General features: G+C 61.7%; 14 protein-coding genes and 1 pseudogene. 10 read left to right on the top strand and 5 right to left on the bottom strand.

The window, feature by feature from the left end:
* The first annotated feature begins 1 nt into the window (after position 1).
* Positions 2–811: an ammonia-dependent NAD(+) synthetase gene (gene nadE / locus ACLD1Y_RS21375; RefSeq protein WP_429479801.1), complete on the top strand. Its 810-nt coding sequence runs from the start codon at positions 2–4 to the stop codon at positions 809–811.
* Positions 812–1,049: 238 nt separating this feature from the next.
* Here nadE and ACLD1Y_RS21380 read toward each other — a convergent pair whose 3' ends face one another.
* Positions 1,050–1,715, bottom strand: coding sequence for a response regulator (locus ACLD1Y_RS21380; protein WP_429479802.1), 666 nt, complete (start codon positions 1,713–1,715; stop codon positions 1,050–1,052).
* On the bottom strand, positions 1,690–5,073 hold the full coding sequence (locus ACLD1Y_RS21385) for an ATP-binding protein (protein WP_429479803.1): 3,384 nt from the start codon (positions 5,071–5,073) through the stop codon (positions 1,690–1,692). Before ACLD1Y_RS21385 ends, ACLD1Y_RS21380 begins: the two co-directional genes overlap by 26 nt.
* Positions 5,074–5,433: 360 nt before the next feature.
* On the opposite strand from ACLD1Y_RS21385, the gene urtA reads away from it, so the two are divergent.
* The 5 genes from urtA to urtE all read left to right on the top strand — a co-directional run bounded on the left by urtA (position 5,434) and on the right by urtE (position 10,325).
* Positions 5,434–6,642 (top strand): urea ABC transporter substrate-binding protein, encoded by a 1,209-nt coding sequence (gene urtA, locus ACLD1Y_RS21390; protein WP_429479804.1) that lies wholly within the window; start codon positions 5,434–5,436, stop codon positions 6,640–6,642.
* A gap of 163 nt (positions 6,643–6,805) precedes the next feature.
* On the top strand, positions 6,806–7,723 hold the full coding sequence (urtB, locus tag ACLD1Y_RS21395; protein ID WP_060755338.1) for an urea ABC transporter permease subunit UrtB: 918 nt from the start codon (positions 6,806–6,808) through the stop codon (positions 7,721–7,723).
* A gap of 10 nt (positions 7,724–7,733) precedes the next feature.
* The gene (gene urtC, locus ACLD1Y_RS21400; RefSeq protein WP_429479805.1) at positions 7,734–8,870 is read left to right on the top strand and encodes an urea ABC transporter permease subunit UrtC; all 1,137 of its coding nucleotides are present in this window, start codon (positions 7,734–7,736) and stop codon (positions 8,868–8,870) included.
* Positions 8,867–9,625, top strand: a complete 759-nt coding sequence (gene urtD, locus ACLD1Y_RS21405; RefSeq protein ID WP_025855702.1) for an urea ABC transporter ATP-binding protein UrtD — start codon at positions 8,867–8,869, stop codon at positions 9,623–9,625. Before urtC ends, urtD begins: the two co-directional genes overlap by 4 nt.
* A 10-nt stretch (positions 9,626–9,635) precedes the next feature.
* On the top strand, positions 9,636–10,325 hold the full coding sequence (gene urtE / locus ACLD1Y_RS21410; protein WP_135289768.1) for an urea ABC transporter ATP-binding subunit UrtE: 690 nt from the start codon (positions 9,636–9,638) through the stop codon (positions 10,323–10,325).
* On the opposite strand, the gene ACLD1Y_RS21415 is transcribed toward urtE, so the two are convergent.
* From ACLD1Y_RS21415 to ACLD1Y_RS21425, 3 genes are all read right to left on the bottom strand, one after another.
* A complete protein-coding gene (locus ACLD1Y_RS21415; RefSeq protein ID WP_429479806.1) occupies positions 10,303–11,709 on the bottom strand; it encodes a class II fumarate hydratase in 1,407 nt (468 codons plus the stop codon). The genes urtE and ACLD1Y_RS21415 overlap by 23 nt on opposite strands.
* 12 nt (positions 11,710–11,721) lie before the next feature.
* Positions 11,722–13,026, bottom strand: a complete 1,305-nt coding sequence (locus ACLD1Y_RS21420; RefSeq protein WP_429479807.1) for a cation:dicarboxylate symporter family transporter — start codon at positions 13,024–13,026, stop codon at positions 11,722–11,724.
* Positions 13,027–13,187: 161 nt separating this feature from the next.
* Positions 13,188–14,543, bottom strand: coding sequence for a class-II fumarase/aspartase family protein (locus ACLD1Y_RS21425; RefSeq protein ID WP_429479808.1), 1,356 nt, complete (start codon positions 14,541–14,543; stop codon positions 13,188–13,190).
* 113 nt (positions 14,544–14,656) lie between these two features.
* Between ACLD1Y_RS21425 and ACLD1Y_RS21430 the strand changes: the two genes are divergently transcribed.
* The 4 genes and pseudogenes from ACLD1Y_RS21430 (at position 14,657) to ACLD1Y_RS21445 (ending at position 18,115) form a co-directional block, all read left to right on the top strand.
* Positions 14,657–15,388 (top strand): GntR family transcriptional regulator, encoded by a 732-nt coding sequence (locus ACLD1Y_RS21430; RefSeq protein WP_429479836.1) that lies wholly within the window; start codon positions 14,657–14,659, stop codon positions 15,386–15,388.
* Positions 15,389–15,476: 88 nt separating this feature from the next.
* Positions 15,477–16,706: a formamidase gene (gene fmdA, locus ACLD1Y_RS21435; RefSeq protein ID WP_122673366.1), complete on the top strand. Its 1,230-nt coding sequence runs from the start codon at positions 15,477–15,479 to the stop codon at positions 16,704–16,706.
* A gap of 2 nt (positions 16,707–16,708) precedes the next feature.
* A complete protein-coding gene (locus ACLD1Y_RS21440) occupies positions 16,709–17,056 on the top strand; it encodes an FmdB family zinc ribbon protein (protein ID WP_429479809.1) in 348 nt (115 codons plus the stop codon).
* Between the two features lie 15 nt (positions 17,057–17,071).
* A pseudogene (locus tag ACLD1Y_RS21445) lies at positions 17,072–18,115 on the top strand (aliphatic amidase).
* Positions 18,116–18,118: the final 3 nt, after the last annotated feature.

The following is an 18,118-nucleotide window of genomic DNA, read 5'->3' on the forward strand; positions in this document are numbered from 1 at the left end:
CATGCAAGACCGTATCGCACAGGAACTCAATATCAATCGGCAATTGATCGAGGGCGGTGAAGCCCAGGAAATCCAGCGGCGCATCGACTTCATCAAGACCACGTTGCGTGGCTCTGGCTGCAAGGCCCTGGTGCTGGGCATCAGCGGCGGTGTCGATTCCCTCACTGCTGGGCGGCTATGCCAACTGGCCGCTGAGCAGTTGCGCAGCGAAGGCTACGTGGCGCGCTTTATCGCCATGCGCCTGCCTTATAAAACCCAGGCCGACGAAAGCGATGCCCAGGCCTCCCTGGACTTCATCACCCCGGACCAGATCGACACCCTCAACATCGCCGCGTCTGTCGATGGCCTCATGGCCAGCCTGACCGCCACCGAAGCCAGCGCCGCCCATGTCGACTTCATCAAAGGCAACGTCAAGGCGCGCACGCGGATGATCGCCCAGTACTCCGTCGCCAACCTGCACAATGGTTTGGTGGTGGGCACCGACCACGGCGCCGAGGCTCTGATGGGGTTTTTCACCAAGTTCGGTGATGGTGCCTGTGACCTCGCGCCACTGTCCGGCCTGACCAAAACCCAGGTGCGGTTACTGGCTACAGCTCTCGGTGCACCGGACGCCCTGGTGCACAAACATCCGACTGCCGACCTTGAGGAACTGGTACCGGGAAAGTTGGATGAGCATGCTTATGGCTGTTCTTACGCAGAGATCGACGCGTATTTGATGGGCGAGCCAGTGAGTGAGCGGGTGAGGGCGACTGTCGAAAACGCCTACCTCAAAACTGCCCACAAGCGAGCGCTGCCCATTACCCCGCTCTAAGCTCCACCACGCGCTAATGTGGGAGGGGGCAAGCCCCAATGCCAGTCAGTTAAGGGTTAGAAAGAGTAAAAGCTAACCTGTGGCGAGGGAGCTTGCTCCCGCTGGACTGCGCAGCAGTCCCATCTTTGGGGCCGCTACGCGGCCCAGCGGGAGCAAGCTCCCTCGCCACACTGACGGTGTTTGCCCTTAACTGACTGGCATTAGGGCAAGCCCCCTCCCACAAAAACCTCACACAGCTTCAGATTGCCGCTAGGGCAACCGAAGTCGCGGCGGTGCGGGTCTCCACGCCCAACTTCACATACACATGCTCCAAATGCTTGTTCACCGTCCTGGGGCTCAAGCCCAAAATATCGCCGATATCCCGATTGGTCTTGCCACACGCCACCCACCGCAACACCTCAACCTCCCGCTCCGTCAGCGCAAACCGCGCCGACAACAACCGCTGTGCCGGCTCATCTTCCAAGGTCAATACACTCGGCAGCCTGGCCTCCCGTGCCGACAGCAAAATGCGCGAGGTGCGCAAATGCGCCGCCACCCGCGCCAGTACTTCGTCGGTTTGGATCGGCTTGGTCACGTAGTCACTGCCCCCCACCTCAAACCCTTGCACCACATGCTTGGTGTCCGTAAGGCCAGTCATGAACACCACCGGGATATCCGCGCTGGCAGGCATCGCCTTAAGCCGGCGGCAGGTTTCGAAGCCATCCAAGCCGGGCATCATCGCGTCCAGCAGGATCAGGTCCGGGCGCCGACGTTGCACGCGGTTCAACGCGCTGAGGCCATCGAGGGCCACCAGCACCATGTAGCCAGCGTCGTCCAGGGCATCGGAAAGCATGGCCAGGTTGTCCGGCGTGTCGTCCACGATCAACACCACGCCGGGTTCAGTGCTGTGGGTGAGTGCATTCATGTTCGGCCTCCTTGAGGGTTCGGTTGAGTTCGTCCAAGCGAAAACCCTTGAGCAGCCCGCGCACCTTGCCGATAAACGGCGCGGTGTCTGGGTGTTGTTCAAGGATGCTGTCGAGCTTGGCGTGCAGGCCGCGCACATAGCCGATGGCGTTGAGCTCGGCGAGTTCGGCCAGGTCTTCGGGGCTGGGCAAAACGTTGGGCGGTGGCGGCGGTACAAGGCTTTTGGTGCGGCGCAGCCACTGCAAGCCCAGGTGTTGCTGCACGCGGCCAAGCAGCTCCGGGGTACGTACCGGTTTGGCCAGGTAGTCATTGCAGGCGGCGGCAATGCTGCGTTCGCGGTCGTCGGTAAAAGCGTTGGCCGAGATCACGATGATCGGTGCGGTAGACAGCGCGTTGCGGCGGATCAGGCGGCTGGTTTCATAGCCGTCCAGGGTCGGCATCGACAAATCCATCAGGATCAAATCGGGCGCCAGCAGCGCCACCTGGCGGATCGCTTCCTGGCCATTACTCGCCTGGATCACCTCGAAACCCAGGGGTGTAAGCATGCCACTGAGCACCTTGCGATGGTCCACGTGGTCGTCCACCACCAGGATGCGCCGACGCTCACCCTGGTAGCCAACGATGTCGTGCTCCACATGCACCACGGCCTGGGGAGCACGCACTTGGGAGAGAAACAGCCGCACTTGGAAACAGGTGCCCTTGTCCAGTTCGCTGGTCACCCGCAGCTCGCCGCCCATCAACGCGGTGAGCATACGCGTGATGGTCAGGCCCAGGCCTACGCCGTTGTCCTGGCGCATCAGGTCGCCGCGCTCGAAGGGTTGGAAAATCCGTTCCAGTTGCCCCGGATCAATGCCGATGCCGGTGTCAATAATCTCGAAGTTGGCGGTTTCGCGCATGTAGCTGACCCGCAGGCGCACCTCGCCGCTGTCGGTGAAGTTCACGGCGTTGCCCAGCAGGTTGATCAAGATCTGGCGCACGCGTTTTTCGTCGCCGCGCACCACCGCCGGAATCTTGCCCACGCAGTCCAGGCGAAAGCGCAGCCCTTTGTCCTGGGCTTGGGGCGTGAACATCTGCTCCAAGTCGTGGAGCAATTCTGGGAAGGGAATCTCGGTGAGTTCCAAACGCAACTTGCCGGCCTCGATCTTGGCCACATCCAGCAGCCCATCGATCAACGACACCAAGTGCGAGCCGCTGCGCAATATGGTCGCCAGGGCGTCTTGATGCTGCTCGGGCATGGCGCTGTCGCGCTGCAAAATCTGGGTGAAACCGAGGATGCTGTTGAGCGGCGTACGCAGCTCGTGGGACAGCCCGGTGACGTAGCGGCTCTTGGCGGCGTTCGCTGCTTCCGAGGCTTCCTTGGCCTGTTGCAGCGCTTGGTCGGTGAGGCTGTGGGCGTCGATCTCCTGCATCAGCAGCAGGGTCTGGCGGTCGGATTCTTCCTGGGCCACACCCCGGCTTTCGCGGGTCAGCACCACCCACCAGGCAAGTACGGCGGCCAACACGGAGAGCGTCAGGAAGGCCTTGAAGAACGCCTGGTACAAGGTTTCCGAGTGGGGCAGCCCTTGGGCGGCCTGTACGTAGATCAAGGCCAGGGCACCGGCGAGCATCAGTACTAGCGCCAGCAGCAATCCAAGGTAATGCGCCAGCCGGGTGTGCAGGCGCGGCATCATCGTATTGGGCAACAACCAGCGCAGGACGCCCTCGAACTGGCTGACCAACCGCCCATGGGGTTTGCAGCGATCGCCGCAACGCGCATCCAGCGAGCAGCACAATGAACAGATCGGCGTGCTGTAGGCCGGGCAGAACGCCATGTCCGCCGTTTCGAACGGGTTGCTGCACAGCCCGCACACCGCATGGGTGGCGGGCGCCACCGGGTGGATCAGCTGTGGGTCGCTGGTGCGGGCGATGTAGTACTTGCCCTTGGTTAGCCAGGCCAATAGCGGTGCCATCACCAGCGCGGTGCCGAGGGCAACAAAGGGTGGCGCCGCCTGGGCCAACGCGCCGAACAGGCCGAAGTGGGCGAGGATCGACAGCAGCGAGGCAATCAACATCGAGCCGACGCCCACCGGGTTGATGTCATAGAGGTGTGCGCGCTTGAACTCGATGTGCTTGGGCGACAGGCCCAGCGGTTTGTTGATCACCAGGTCCGCCACCAGCGTGCCGATCCAGGCAATCGCGATATTGGCGTAGAGCCCCAGCACCTGGTCGATCACATCGAACACCCCCAGCTCCATCAGCATCAACGCAATAGCCACGTTGAACACCAGCCACACCACGCGCCCGGGGTGGCTGTGGGTGACGCGGGCGAAGAAGTTCGACCAGGCCAGGGAGCCGGCGTAGGCGTTGGTCAGGTTGATCTTCATCTGCGAGATGAACACGAACAGCACCATGGCGCCGAGTGCCCATTCCGGCGAGCTGAACACATAGCGGAAGGCAACCAGGTACATCTGGGTCGGCTCGGCGGCGCGCTCCATGGGGATTTCATGTTGCAGGGCGAGAAACGCCAGGAACGCACCGGCAAACATTTTCAGCGCGCCGGGGATGATCCAGCCAGGCCCGGCGCAGAGCAGGGCGGCCCACCAGCGTTTGCGGTTGGCGGCGGTTTTTTCCGGGAGGAAGCGCAGGTAGTCCACTTGCTCGCCGATCTGCGTCACCAGCGACAGCGCCACGGTGCAGGCGGCGCAGAACGCCAACAGGTTGAAGCCACCGCCATCGCCGCTGCGCCCGACAAAGCTGGTCCAGTCGCTGAAGGCATCGGGGTTTTTCCACCCTACAAAGCCGTAGGGCAGCACCAGCAACAGCAGCCAGATCGGTTGGGACCACAATTGCAGGCGGCTGATCAGGGTCACGCCGTAAGCCACCAGCGGAATCACCAGCAGCGAGCAGATCACATAGGCCAGGGCCAGTGGAATATGGAAATACAACTCAAGGGCCAGGGCCATGATCGCCGCTTCCAGGGCAAAGAACAGGAAGGTGAAGCTGGCATAGATCAGCGAGGTGATGGTGGAACCGATATAGCCGAAGCCGGCGCCACGGGTCAGCAGGTCCATGTCCACGCCGTAGCGCGCCGCGTAATAACTGATGGGCAGGCCGGTAAGGAAGATCACCAGGCTGATGGCAAGGATGGCCCAAAAGGTATTGGTAAAGCCGTAGCTCAAGGCCAATACACCGCCGATGGCTTCCAACGCCAGGAAAGACACCGCGCCCAGGGCTGTGTTGGCGATACGCAGCTCCGACCACTTGCGAAAGGACTTGGGGGTGTAGCGCAGGGCGTAGTCTTCCATGGTCTCGTCGGCGACCCAGGTGTTGTAGTCGCGGCGGATCTTGACGATGCGCTGGGTGCCGGGAGGGGATTGCACGGTGGGAGGCTCCGGGAGAGGACGAGGTTGGGTGAGCAAGTTCCATGCCCCAACAGACACCGAGGTCAAAATGTGGGAGCTGTCTTATTGGTGAGCTGCTTGTTGTGGTGAGCGGGCTTGCCCCGCGCTGGGCAGCGAAGCGGCCCTAAAACCTGAGACTGAGGCCTAACTGGAAAAATGGGTTGCCTGGGTTGGGGCCGCTTCGCAGCCCAGCGCGGGGCAAGCCCGCTCACCACAACCTGCCCTGAAAGGGTGCGAAGCGGCATACGTCAAATGACGTACGCGGTTACGTCAGGCTGCGTATACCCGCACTGGCCCCTTGCCGCCATGCTGAACCCCTCATTGCAGAGGAGTCGCCCCATGGCACCAAGATTGATCCGCTCCACACCGCTGTTGGCCTTGTCATTACTGGCCGCCGCTCTGTTCAGCCAGGGCGCGTTGGCCGATAACGAAGGCCTGGCCGTGACCCCCACCGAAGTCACCGTCGGCCAGTTGCACTCGGCCACCGGCACCATGGCGATTTCCGAGACCGGCTCGATCCAGGCCGAGCGCCTGGCCATCGAGCAGATCAACGCCTCGGGCGGGATTCTGGGACGCCAGATCAAAGTGATCCAGGAAGACGGCGCGTCCGACTGGCCAACCTTCGCCGAGAAAGCCAAGAAGCTTTTGGTCAACGACAAGGTCGCTGCCGTATTCGGCTGCTGGACCTCGGCCTCGCGTAAAGCCGTGCTGCCGATCTTCGAGAAAGAAAACGGCTTGCTCTACTACCCGACCTTCTACGAAGGCCTGGAACAGTCGAAAAACGTGATCTACACCGGCCAGGAAGCCACCCAGCAGATCCTCGCCAGCCTCGACTGGATCGCCAAGACCAAAGGCGCCAAAACCTTTTACCTGGTGGGCTCGGACTACATCTGGCCGCGCACCTCGATGAAGATCGCCCGCAAGCACATCGAAAACGTGCTGCACGGCACCGTGGTGGGCGAAGACTACTACCCGCTGGGTAACACCCAGTTCGGCTCGTTGATCAACAAGGTCAAGCTGAAAAAACCTGATGTGGTCTTTGCGGCGGTGGTGGGTGGCTCCAACGTGGCCTTCTACAAACAGCTGAACGCGGCCGGTGTGAACTCGGCCAAGCAAACCCTGCTGACCCTCTCTGTGACGGAAGACGAACTGCTGGGCATCGGCGGCGAAAACATGGCCGGCTTCTACGCCTCGATGAAGTACTTCCAGAGCCTGGACAACCCCAACAACAAAGCCTTCGTCGAAGCGTTCCAGGCCAAGTACGGCAAAGACGCGGTGATCGGCGACGTGACCCAGGCGGCTTACCTCGGCCCATGGCTGTGGAAGGCAGCGGTGGAGAAGGCCGGCAGTTTCGACGTGGATAAAGTGGTGGCGGCGTCCCCAGGCATCGAGCTGAAAACCGCGCCGGAAGGCTACGTGAAGATTCACGAGAACCATCACTTGTGGAGCAAATCGCGCATTGGGGAAGTACTGCCCAATGGTCAGTTCAAGGTGATTTATGAGTCGGATCTGATCGAGCCGAATCCGTTTCCAAAGGGCTACCAATAACCAACTGGCATACCCGGGTCCAAATGTGGGAGCGGGCTTGCTCGCGAATGCGGTGGGTCAGTCACCTGATGCATTCACTGACACACCACATTCGCGAGCAAGCCCGCTCCCACATAGAGCAAAAAGCAGTCTGCATTTCATCTCTCTGTTGGAGACCATCATCATGGAATGGCTATCGGAATTTGGAGCCATCGCGGCAATGCAGGGGTTCAACGGCTTGTCCGTGTTCTGCGTGCTGTTGCTGATGGCATTGGGGCTGGCGATCATCTTTGGCCAGATGGGCGTGATCAACATGGCCCACGGTGAGTTCCTCACCATCGGCGCCTACACCACCTACGTGTGTTCCAGCCTCACCGCGCACTTTGCGCCGAGCTTCCAACCCTATTACTTCTTTTTCGCCATCGCCCTGTCATTCCTGGTGGCCGGCGCCATCGGCTGGCTGGTGGAATGGGCGATGATCAGCCGCTTGTACAAGCGCCCGCTGGACACCTTGCTGGCCACTTGGGGCCTGTCGTTGGTGATGCAGCAAACCTTCCGCTCGGTATTTGGTGCCCGTGAAGTCAGCGCCGAACCGCCGGCGTGGCTGATGGGCTCGGTGAACTTCACCGACGCCATCGAGATTCCGCGCAACGGCCTGTTCATGATGGGCCTGACCCTGCTGCTGACCGCCGCGATCTTCCTGATGCTCTACCGCTCGCGCTGGGGCCTGCAAGTGCGCGCCACGGTGCAAAACCGCTTGATGAGCCGCGCGGTGGGCATCAATACGCGCAAGGTCGACCGCATGACCTTCGCCCTCGGCTGCGGCGTGGCTGGGGTGGCCGGTGCGGCGTTCACCACCATCGGCTCCACCGGGCCAACGGCGGGCTCGCAATACATCGTCGACACCTTCCTGGTGGTGGTGTTCGGCGGCGCGCAAAGCCTGTTCGGCACCATCGCCTCGGCGTTCGTGATCGCCCAGACCCAATCGCTGTCGGAGTTTTTCCTCAGTGGCTCGATGGCCAAGGTGCTCACCTTGTCCTCGGTGATTCTGATCCTGATGCTGCGCCCGCAAGGGTTGTTCTCCATCAAAGTGCGTAAGTAGAGGCGAGCGGATGAAGGCTTTAGACAAGCTGCTGGGCGGCCAGCAAAACCTGATCGGCATCGTGCTGCTGGCACTGTTGATCCTGGTGGTATTCCCCCTGACCCTGGACGCGTTCCGCCTGAATATGGTGGGCAAGTACCTGACCTACGCGTTCGTCGCCGTGGGCCTGGTGCTGTGCTGGGGCTATGGCGGCATTCTCAGCCTGGGGCAAGGCGTGTTTTTTGGCGTCGGCGGCTACTGCATGGCGATGTTCCTCAAGCTCGAAGCCTCGGACCCGGAGAGCACCAAGATCCAATCCACGCCGGGCATCCCGGACTTTATGGACTGGAACCAGATCACTGAACTGCCGTGGCTGTGGCAGCCGTTCCACAGTTTTGGTTTTACCGTTTTCGCGGTGATCGCGGTACCGGTGCTGCTGGCGTTCATCATCGGCATGGCGCTGTTCAAACGGCGGGTGGGCGATGTGTACTTTTCCATCGTCACCCAGGCGATTGCGCTGATTCTCACCGTGCTGATCGTCGGCCAGCAGGGCCTGACCGGCGGCGTCAACGGCATTACCGACCTCAAGACCCTGCTCGGCTGGGACCTGCGTACCGACAGCGCCAAGTTGGTCCTGTACTTCATCAACGCCGGTTTACTGTTTGGCTGCATCTTTATCGGGCGCTTTATCCTCGCCTCCAAGCTCGGCCGCTTGCTGATGGCCATGCGTGACAAGGAAGAACGCGTGCGCTTCTCCGGCTACGACGTGGCCAGCTTCAAGATCTTCGTGTTTTGTGTGGCCGCTGCGTTCTCGGCGATTGGCGGGGCGATGTTTGCCTTGCAGGTGGGCTTTATGTCGCCCTCGTTCGTCGGCATCGTGCCGTCGATCGAGATGGTGATCTTCGCCGCAGTGGGCGGGCGCATGTCGCTGCTGGGCGCGGTGTACGGCGCGCTGTTGGTGAACTACGGCAAGACCTACTTTTCCGAGTCCTTCCCCGAGTTGTGGCTGTACCTGATGGGTGGGCTGTTTATCGCCGTGGTCATGTACTTTCCCAACGGCTTGGCCGGTTTGTGGGACAGCCATGGGCGCCAGGCATTGGCCAGACTGCTGCGGCGAAAACCTGCGGTGAAAACCGCCAAGAGCAAAGTTTTGGAGACCCAGCCATGACCGCCGTCGGCTTCGAGATGAAAAAACCGGTGCTGGCCATCGAAGGCCTCACCGTATCGTTCGACGGCTTCAAGGCCGTCGATAACCTCAACCTGTATATCGACCGTAATGAAGTGCGCGTAGTGATCGGTCCCAACGGCGCCGGCAAGACCACCGTGCTCGACCTGATCTGCGGCAAGACCCGCGCCACCAGCGGCAGCATCCAGTTCGACGGGCAGGAACTGACCAAGATGCGCGAGTACAACATCGTGCGGGCGGGGGTAGGGCGCAAGTTCCAGAACCCGTCGATCTACGAAAACCTCACGGTGTTCGAGAACCTGGAGATGTCCTACCCGGCCGGTCGCAAGGTGTGGGGCGCGCTGTTTTTCAAGCGCAACGCCCAGGTGATTGCGCGGGTGGAGGAGGTTGCACGGGAAATCTTTCTCGGCGACCTGTTGCAGCAACAGGCCGACTTGCTGTCCCACGGGCAAAAACAGTGGCTGGAAATCGGCATGCTGCTGATGCAAGACCCGGAGCTGTTGATGCTCGATGAACCGGTGGCGGGCATGAGCGTCAACGAGCGTGCGCAGACTGCCGAGTTGCTCAACCGCATCAGCCAGGGCCGTTCGGTGCTGGTGATCGAGCACGACATGGAGTTCGTCAAAAGCATCGCCCACAAGGTCACGGTGCTGCACCAGGGCAAGGTGCTGGCTGAGGGCAGCATGGAGTCGGTGCAAAGCAACCCTAAAGTCATCGAAGTGTATTTGGGCCACTGAGGAAGCAGGCATGTTCAAGATCGACCAGTTGTCCTGCGGCTACGGGCAGAGCCAGATCCTCCACGACCTGGACCTGAACGTGGCCAAGCGTGAGATCGTCGCGGTGATGGGCCGCAATGGCATGGGCAAGACCACCTTGTTCAAGAGCCTGATGGGTATCCTGCCGCAATGGAAAGGCCAGGTGAGCGTGGACGGCCACAACGTCTCGGCGCTGGAAACCCACGAGCGGGTGGAACGCGGTATCGCCTATGTGCCCCAGGGCCGCATGATTTTCCCCAGCATGAGCGTGCTGGAAAACATCCAGACCGGTTTGCCAGCGTCGGCCCGCGGCAAGGTGCCGGAGGATTTGTACGCACTGTTCCCGGTGCTCTACGACATGCAATCGCGCAAGGGCGGCAACCTGTCGGGCGGGCAGCAGCAACAGTTGGCAATCGCCCGGGCCTTGGCCACCAACCCCAAGGTGCTGCTGCTGGATGAACCCACCGAAGGCATCCAGCCGTCGATCATCAAGGACATCGCCCGCACGCTCAAAGAGATCCGCAACCTGCGGGACTTGACCATCGTGGTGTCGGAGCAGGTGCTGTCCTTCACCCTGGAAATCGCCGACCGCTTCCTGGTGATTGAAAAGGGCCGCTTCGTGATCGAAGAGACCCGTGATCGGGTGGATGAGGCGACGATCAGTCGTTATCTGTCGGTGTAGCAGGGCGGATCATGGTCTCGGGGCGTACGCGCAGGGCGTACTCCTCGGCTGTGATAAAACCCAGTTGCACCGCCGCCTCCTTGGGCGAGAGCCCTTCATCCGCTGCCTTGCGGGTGATCTGCGCCACACGGTCGTAGCCCAGCAGCGGGTTGAGCGCCGTGGCCATCAACAGCGAGTGCTCCACATTGCGCGCCAGTTGCGGGCGGTTCACGTCCAGGCCATGCAGCAGCTTGTGGGTGAACAGGCTGATGCAGTCGCTGAGGACCTCAATCGACTGCAACAGGTTGTGGATCAGCACCGGCTTGGCCACGTTCAATTCAAAGGTGCTGGACGCGCCCGCCAGGGTGATGGTGGTGTGGTTGCCCATCACCTGCATCGCCGCCTGCACCAGCACTTCGGCGATGGTGGGGTTGCGTTTGCCGGGCATGATCGAGGAGGTCAGGCCGTCATCCGGTACGATCAACTCCCCCAAACCACAACGCGGGCCGCAGCCCAGCAAGCGGATATCGTTGGCGATCTTGGTCAGCGACACGGCCAGCACATTCAGCGCTCCGGAGGCTTCCACCAGGGCATCGTGGGTGCCCATGCCTTCGAACTTGCACGGGTTGGTGACGAAGGTTTCGCCGGTGAGGCGGCTGATCTCTTCGCAGAACGCCACATCAAAACCCGGCGGCGTGTTCAGCCCGGTGCCCACCGCCGTGCCGCCTTGTGGCAACAGGCGCAGACGCGGCATGCAGGCTTCAATGCGTGCAATGCCATGCTGGATCTGTTGAGCAAAGGCGTCAAAGGCCTGGCCCTGGCTCATGGGCACCGCATCCATCAGGTGGGTGCGGCCGATTTTCAGCACGTCTTGCCAGGCGTCGGCCTTGGCTTGCAGCCCATTGCGCAGATGCCCGAGGGCCGGCAGCAGGCGCCCGCGCAGTTCCAGCACGGTGGTCAGGTGCATCACCGTGGGGAAACTGTCGTTGGACGACTGCGAGCGGTTCACATGGTCGTTGGGATGCACCGGTGACTTGCTGCCCAGTTCACCGCCCAGCCTGAGGTTGGCGCGGTTGGCGATCACCTCGTTGGCATTCATGTTGGTCTGGGTACCGGAGCCGGTTTGCCAGATCGACAGTGGGAAATGTTCGTCGAAGGCGCCGTTGGCCAATTCCTCGGCGGCCTGTTCGATGGCCTGCGCGAGCGTTGGCGCCAGTGCGCCGAGCCGTGCATTGGCTCGGGCGCAAGCGCGTTTCTGTTGGCCAAAGGCGCGGATCAGGCAGGCGGCGAACGGCTGTTTGCTGCCGAACACCTCCAGCGCCCGTTGGGTCTGTGCGCCCCAGTAGCGGTCGGTCGGGATAGACACCGGGCCAAACGCGTCATGTTCGATTCGCAAAGTGGTCATCAACCGGCTCCGTTACAGCGCAGCGCCGGCAGCACGGCCGAGCACGCGTTGATATTCAACCTTGGCCGTTTGTTCGGAGAACTCGCCGGACCACTTCGACACCACCACCGTCGCCACGCTGTTGCCAATGGTGTTGCAGGTGGCGATGGCCATCGACATAAAGCGGTACACCCCGAACAGCAGCACCAGACCTTCTGCCGGCAACACGCCGATGGCGGTCACGGTGGCGGCAAACACCACGAAACTACCGCCCGATACCGCCGCTGCGCCTTTGGAGGTCACCAGCATGATCGCGATGATGCCCAGTTGTTGTTCCCAACTCAGCGGCACGCCGTAGGCATTGGCGATAAACAGCACGCACAGCGACATGTAGATCGAGGTGCCGTCGAGGTTGAACGCATAGCCGGTAGGCAACACCAGGCCAACGCTCTGTTTGGAGCAGCCGAATTTCTCGAGCTTTTGCAGCAGGCGCGGCAGGGCGCTTTCCGACGAGGCGGTGCCGAGCACGATGAAGATTTCATCCTTGATATAGGTGAGGAAGCGCCACAGGCTGAAACCGCTCAAGCGGCACACTGCGCCCAGCACCACAAAGATAAAGAACGCGATGCCCACGTAGAACATCAGCACCAGGTTGGCCAGGGACATCAGCACGGCGGTGCCGTTGCTGCCCACCGCATAAGCCACCGAACCAAAGGCACCCAGGGGCGCGAACTTCATGATCAGGTTGATGAACTCAAAGAAGCATTCGGAGATACGGTTCAGGCCGTCTTCGATCACTTCGCGGCGCTCAGGCTTCAACGCCAGCAGGGCGAAGCCGAACAGTACCGAGATCACCAGCACCTGCAACAACTGGCCGCCGGCGAAGGCGCCGACGAAGTTGTCGGGGAAGATGCCGTAGATAAAGTCCATGGTCGAGGCCGGTGCATGGCCCTTGGCAACCGCAGCACTGGCGGCGGCAGCAGCGGCGCTGCTTGGGTGCGCGTCGTGCATGCCCGAGCCGATTTGCAACAGGTTGCCCCACAACAGGCCGATGGCCAGGGCGATGGTGGACACCACTTCGAAGTAGATCAGCGCACGCAGGCCGACTTTGCCGACACGCTTGATATCACCGGCCGAGGCAATGCCGTGTACCACGGTGAAAAACACCAGCGGCGCGACGGCGGTCTTGATCAGTTTGAGGAAGATATCGCCGAGGATCTTGAAACTGGCGGCCAACTCAGGGGCGAGAAAGCCGAAGGCAATGCCCAGGAACATGGCGGCAACGACCTGGAAGGTCAGGTCCTTGTAGAGCGGTTTTTTGGCGGGAGTGGATGACATGTCTGTGATCTCATTGTTTTTATGATTTTGAAAACGCTGGAGAACCCCTGTGGGAGCGGGCTTGCTCGCGAATGCGGTGGTCAGTTGATGCATCGGGTGACTGATACACCGCATTCGCGAGCAAGCCCGCTCCCACATTTGGATCTCCATTGGGTTTGGGATCAGCGTTTGACGGCACCCTGGCGCGCCAGCGCGATATCCACCATCTGCGGCGCCAGCCCCAAATAGTTGGCCGGGTCGGTCAGGCGTTGCAGTTCGGCCACGTCCAACTGCGCGGTGGCTTCACCCTGGGCGAGCAGGGCGTCGAGCAGGCTGGTGCCCTGGTCGTTGGCCATGCGGCAGGCGGCGTACACCACGTCGTGGGCCACCTGGCGGCCGAGGGCCGGGGCGAGGCCCATCATCACGGCTTCGGCGACGATCAGGCCTTGGGTCATGTCGAGGTTCTTGCGCATGCGCTCGGGGCGCACTTCCAGGCCTGCGAGCATAAAGGTCGCTTGGCCCAGGGAGGCGGCACTGAGGGCGAAGGCTTCAGGGATGGCGATCCATTCCGCCTGCCACGGGCCAGTGGAGCGTTCGAAATCCTGGATCATCGCATCCAGCATCAGCCCGGCGTGCTGGCGCACGCCCTTGGCGGCGGCGTACATCAGCTCGCAGGAAATCGGGTTGCGCTTTTGCGGCATGGTGCTGCTGGCGCCACGGCCCTTGACGAAGGGTTCGTACACTTCGCCCAGTTCGCTGGTCATCATCATCATGATGTCCAGGGCGATCTTGCCCAGCGACCCGGTGACCAGGCCGAGGAAGTTCAGGGTCTCAGCCAAACCATCGCGGGCGACGTGCCAGGTGGCCTGCGGTACGCCCAGGCCCAGCTCGGCCATCAAGGCTTCCTGCACCTGCAGGCCCTTGTCGCCGAGGGAGGCGAGGGTGCCCGCAGCCCCGGCGAACTGGCCGATTTCAACCCGTGGACGCAGCTCCACCAAGCGCTCGGCGTGGCGGTCGAACATGCTCAGCCACACCGCGCACTTGTAGCCGAAGGTGATCGGTAGCGCATGCTGCAAGTGGGTGCGGCCGGCCATGGGCGTGTCGCGATAGCGCTCGGCAAGGCCGGCGAGCAGGCCGCGTACCGCCTGGATATCGCGCTCGACGATGGCCAGGGCGGCACGCACTTGCAGGACGACGGCAGTGTCCATGATGTCCTGGGTGGTGGCGCCCCAATGCACGTAGCGCCCGGCTTCGCCGCAGATCTTCGACAGTTGCTCCACCAGCGGCAGGATCGGGTAGCCGACGATCTCGGTCTCGTGCTGCATCAGTGCCAGGTCCAGGGCCTCGTACTGCGACAGCGCAGCGATTTGTTCGGCAGCCTCAGCCGGGATCACGCCGCAGCGGGCTTCGGCGCGGGCCAGGCCCACTTCCACTTCGATGTAGCGCTCGATCAACGCTTTATCGGAGAACACACCGCGCATTTCGGCGGTGCCGAACATGTCGCGGAACAGGGCGGAATCAAAAACGGTGCTCGACATGGGAAAATCCTAATTGTTATTTTTAAACCATACATATTTAATATGTCCGTACATTATGATTACGCTTGTGCTGATACACTGTCAACTCGACAACGAGGGTAAAAATGGAAAGCGTGAGCCAGAGGCGTTATGCGGCGGTGGCCAAGGACTTGATTGAGCAGATCGGCAGCGGCCACTACCCGGTGGGGTCGTTGTTGCCGACTGAATTCGAGCTGTGCTCGCTGTACGCGGTGAGCCGACACACCGTGCGTGCGGCCATTGACCAGTTGCAGGGCCAGGGCATGGTCTCGCGGCGCAAGCGCGTGGGCACGCGGGTTGAATCGTCAGCACCCAAGGGCGGCTATTCCCAGTCGATGGCCTCGGTGGGCGACCTGGTGCAAGTGGCCGAAACCCATATCCGTGATATCCAGGGCGTGCGTGAGTTCGTCGCTGACATCGCCCTGGCCCGGCGCCTGGGCCTTGAGCCGGGCGGGCATTATTTCTGCGTGTCGAGCATCAAGGTGGATGCCGGCGACGGTAACGCGCCACTGTGCTGGACCGATGTGTACGCCGAGCAAGCGTTTGCCGACGTGATCCCCGAAGCGCGCAAACACCCCGATGAGCTGATCGCCGCTCTGATCGGCAAAGCCTATTCGCGGCACATCGACGTGGTAGACCAACAGGTGCGGCCGGTGCAGTTGCCTGCCGAATTGGCCGCCAGCCTCAAAGCGCAAAACGGCGCGCTGGGCCTGGCGATCATTCGCCAGTATCGCGATGAACAAGGCGTGCTGATTGCCGTCGCGGAATCGGTGTACCCCGCCGACCGTTTTACCCTGACCATGCAGATGAAGCGCGACAAGCTCTGACCCCATACGTCATCCAACGTATTCCCCGTTTTACCTGGCTCCACGAGACTGGATCGCACGCAATCGCCATCCGTCCAGGAGCCAGTCCATGACCGAAACGCTGATCAAAGTCGACCTCAACCAGCCTGTCACCGAAAACGAACAAATCCATAACCGCTGGCACCCGGATATCCCGATGGCCTGCTGGGTCAAGCCGGGTGATGACTTCATCCTGGAGACCTACGACTGGACCGCCGGCGCGATCAAGAACAACGATGACGCCAGCGATGTGCGCGATGTGGACCTGTCTACCGTGCATTACCTCTCGGGCCCGGTGGGCGTACACGGCGCCGAGCCGGGGGACTTGCTGGTGGTGGACCTGTTGGACATTGGCGCCAAGGCCGATTCCCAGTGGGGCTTCAACGGTTTCTTCTCACGCCAGAACGGCGGCGGCTTTCTCACCGATCACTTCCCCAGCGCACAAAAAGCCATCTGGGATTTCAAGGGCATGTTCACCAGTTCCCGGCACATTCCGGGCGTCAACTTCGCCGGCTTGATTCACCCCGGCTTGATCGGCTGCCTGCCCGACCCAGTGATGCTCGCCGACTGGAACCGCCGCGAACAGGAACTGATCGACACCAACCCCACCCGCGTGCCGCCGCTGGCCAACGCGCCGCTGGCGGCCACAGCGCACATGGGCAAGATGCAAGGCCAGGCCCGTGACGATGCCGCCGCCACTGGCGCGCGCACCGTGCCGCCGCGTGAGCATGGGGGCAACTGCGATATCAAGGATTTGTCCCGGGGTTCGAAGATTTTCTTCCCGGTCTACGTCAACGGCGCCGGGCTGTCGGTGGGCGATTTGCACTTCAGCCAGGGCGACGGCGAAATCACCTTTTGCGGCGCCATCGAAATGGCCGGCTGGGTGCACATGAAGGTCGAGCTGATCAAGGGCGGCATGGCCAAGTACGGGATCAAGAACCCGGTGTTCAAGCCAAGCCCGATCACACCGAACTACAAGAATTACCTGATCTTTGAAGGCATCTCGGTGGACGAACAGGGCCAGCAGCACTACCTGGACGTCAATGTTGCTTACCGCCAGGCATGCCTGAATGCGATCAACTACCTGACCAAATTCGGCTACTCACCGGCACAGGGGTATGCGCTGCTCGGTTCGGCACCGGTACAGGGGCATATCAGCGGCGTAGTGGATATCCCGAATGCTTGCGCCACCTTGTGGCTGCCCACGGAAATTTTCGAATTCGATATCAACCCCAACGCCAATGGCCCGACCAAATTCCTCGACGGCAGCATCGACCTGCCCATCGCCCCGGACCTGTAGCCATGCCGACCTACGAATACGCCTGCGTGGCGTGCGGTACTTTTACGATGCTGCGGCCCATCGCCCAGCGCAACGAACCCAGCCAGTGCCCTTACTGCGAAGGGCCGGGAGGGCACCTTTTGGTGTCTGCCCCGGCGCTGCAAACCTTGTCGGCCAACCAGCGCAAGGCGATTGCCGGCAACGAGCGCAGCGCCAACGCGCCGCAAACTGTCGGCCAATACCAGGAAAGTCGCCGGCATCCAGCCGGTTGCAGTTGCTGCGGCACCAGCAAGAAAGTCGTACCGAGCAAGGCCAACCCCTTGGGCCTCAAGACCAAGACCGGCCCACGGCCGTGGATGATCAGCCACTAGAACAGGAGCGTTGCAATGCGCCATGGCGACATTTCCAGCAGCCCGGACACCGTCGGTGTAGCGGTGGTGAATTACAAGATGCCGCGCCTGCACAGCAAGGCCGAGGTGATCGATAACGCCAAGAAAATCGCCGAGATCATTGTCGGGATGAAGCAGGGTCTGCCCGGCATGGACCTGGTGGTGTTCCCCGAATACAGCACCATGGGCATCATGTACGACCACGACGAGATGATGGCCACCGCCGCAAGCATTCCCGGCGAAGAAACCGCGATCTTCTCGGCCGCCTGCCGCCAGGCCAACACCTGGGGCGTGTTTTCGCTGACCGGCGAGCGCCACGAAGAGCATCCCCACAAGGCGCCCTACAACACCTTGGTGTTGATCAATAACCTCGGCGAAATCGTGCAGCGTTATCGCAAGTGCATTCCCTGGTGCCCCATCGAGGGTTGGTACCCAGGGGATCGCACCTATGTGTGCGAGGGGCCTAAAGGCATGCAGATCAGCCTGATCATCTGCGACGACGGCAATTACCCGGAGATCTGGCGCGATTGCGCCATGAAGGGTGCCGAGCTGATCGTGCGCTGCCAGGGCTATATGTACCCGGCCAAGGAACAGCAGGTGCAGATGTCCAAGAGCATGGCCTGGGCCAATAACTGCTACGTGGCCGTGGCGAACGCGGCCGGTTTCGATGGGGTGTATTCGTATTTTGGCCACTCGGCGATCATCGGTTTTGACGGGCGCACCTTGGGCGAGTGCGGCGAGGAGGAAATGGGCATCCAGTACGCGTAGCTGTCGGTGTCGCAGATTCGCGATGCGCGGGCCAATGACCAGTCCCAGAACCACCTGTTCAAGTTGCTGCACCGGGGTTACACCGGCATGCATGCCTCGGGAGATGGCGACAAGGGCGTGGCGGACTGCCCGTTTGAGTTCTACCGCACCTGGGTGCTGGACGCGCAAAAGGCCCAGGAAAATGTGGAGAAAATCACCCGCAGCACCGTCGGTGTCGCCGAGTGCCCGGTGGGGCAGTTGCCCCATGGCGGCAAAGAAAAGACCGTGGGGTAGGGC

The organism is Pseudomonas sp. 18175 (genome assembly GCF_050432925.1).
In the GTDB taxonomy this organism is placed as follows: Bacteria; Pseudomonadota; Gammaproteobacteria; order Pseudomonadales; family Pseudomonadaceae; genus Aquipseudomonas.

Bases quoted from the DNA above. Each gene is read 5' to 3' on its own strand.
- ACLD1Y_RS21415 (WP_429479806.1), bottom strand. From the start codon at position 11,709: ATGACCACTTTGCGAATCGAACATGACGCGTTTGGCCCGGTGTCTATC.
- urtE (WP_135289768.1), top strand. From the start codon at position 9,636: ATGTTCAAGATCGACCAGTTGTCCTGCGGCTACGGGCAGAGCCAGATC.
- fmdA (WP_122673366.1), top strand. From the start codon at position 15,477: ATGACCGAAACGCTGATCAAAGTCGACCTCAACCAGCCTGTCACCGAA.
- nadE (WP_429479801.1), top strand. From the start codon at position 2: ATGCAAGACCGTATCGCACAGGAACTCAATATCAATCGGCAATTGATC.
- ACLD1Y_RS21420 (WP_429479807.1), bottom strand. From the start codon at position 13,026: ATGTCATCCACTCCCGCCAAAAAACCGCTCTACAAGGACCTGACCTTC.
- urtC (WP_429479805.1), top strand. From the start codon at position 7,734: ATGAAGGCTTTAGACAAGCTGCTGGGCGGCCAGCAAAACCTGATCGGC.
- urtA (WP_429479804.1), top strand. From the start codon at position 5,434: ATGGCACCAAGATTGATCCGCTCCACACCGCTGTTGGCCTTGTCATTA.
- urtD (WP_025855702.1), top strand. From the start codon at position 8,867: ATGACCGCCGTCGGCTTCGAGATGAAAAAACCGGTGCTGGCCATCGAA.
- ACLD1Y_RS21380 (WP_429479802.1), bottom strand. From the start codon at position 1,715: ATGAATGCACTCACCCACAGCACTGAACCCGGCGTGGTGTTGATCGTG.
- ACLD1Y_RS21425 (WP_429479808.1), bottom strand. From the start codon at position 14,543: ATGTCGAGCACCGTTTTTGATTCCGCCCTGTTCCGCGACATGTTCGGC.
- ACLD1Y_RS21440 (WP_429479809.1), top strand. From the start codon at position 16,709: ATGCCGACCTACGAATACGCCTGCGTGGCGTGCGGTACTTTTACGATG.
- urtB (WP_060755338.1), top strand. From the start codon at position 6,806: ATGGAATGGCTATCGGAATTTGGAGCCATCGCGGCAATGCAGGGGTTC.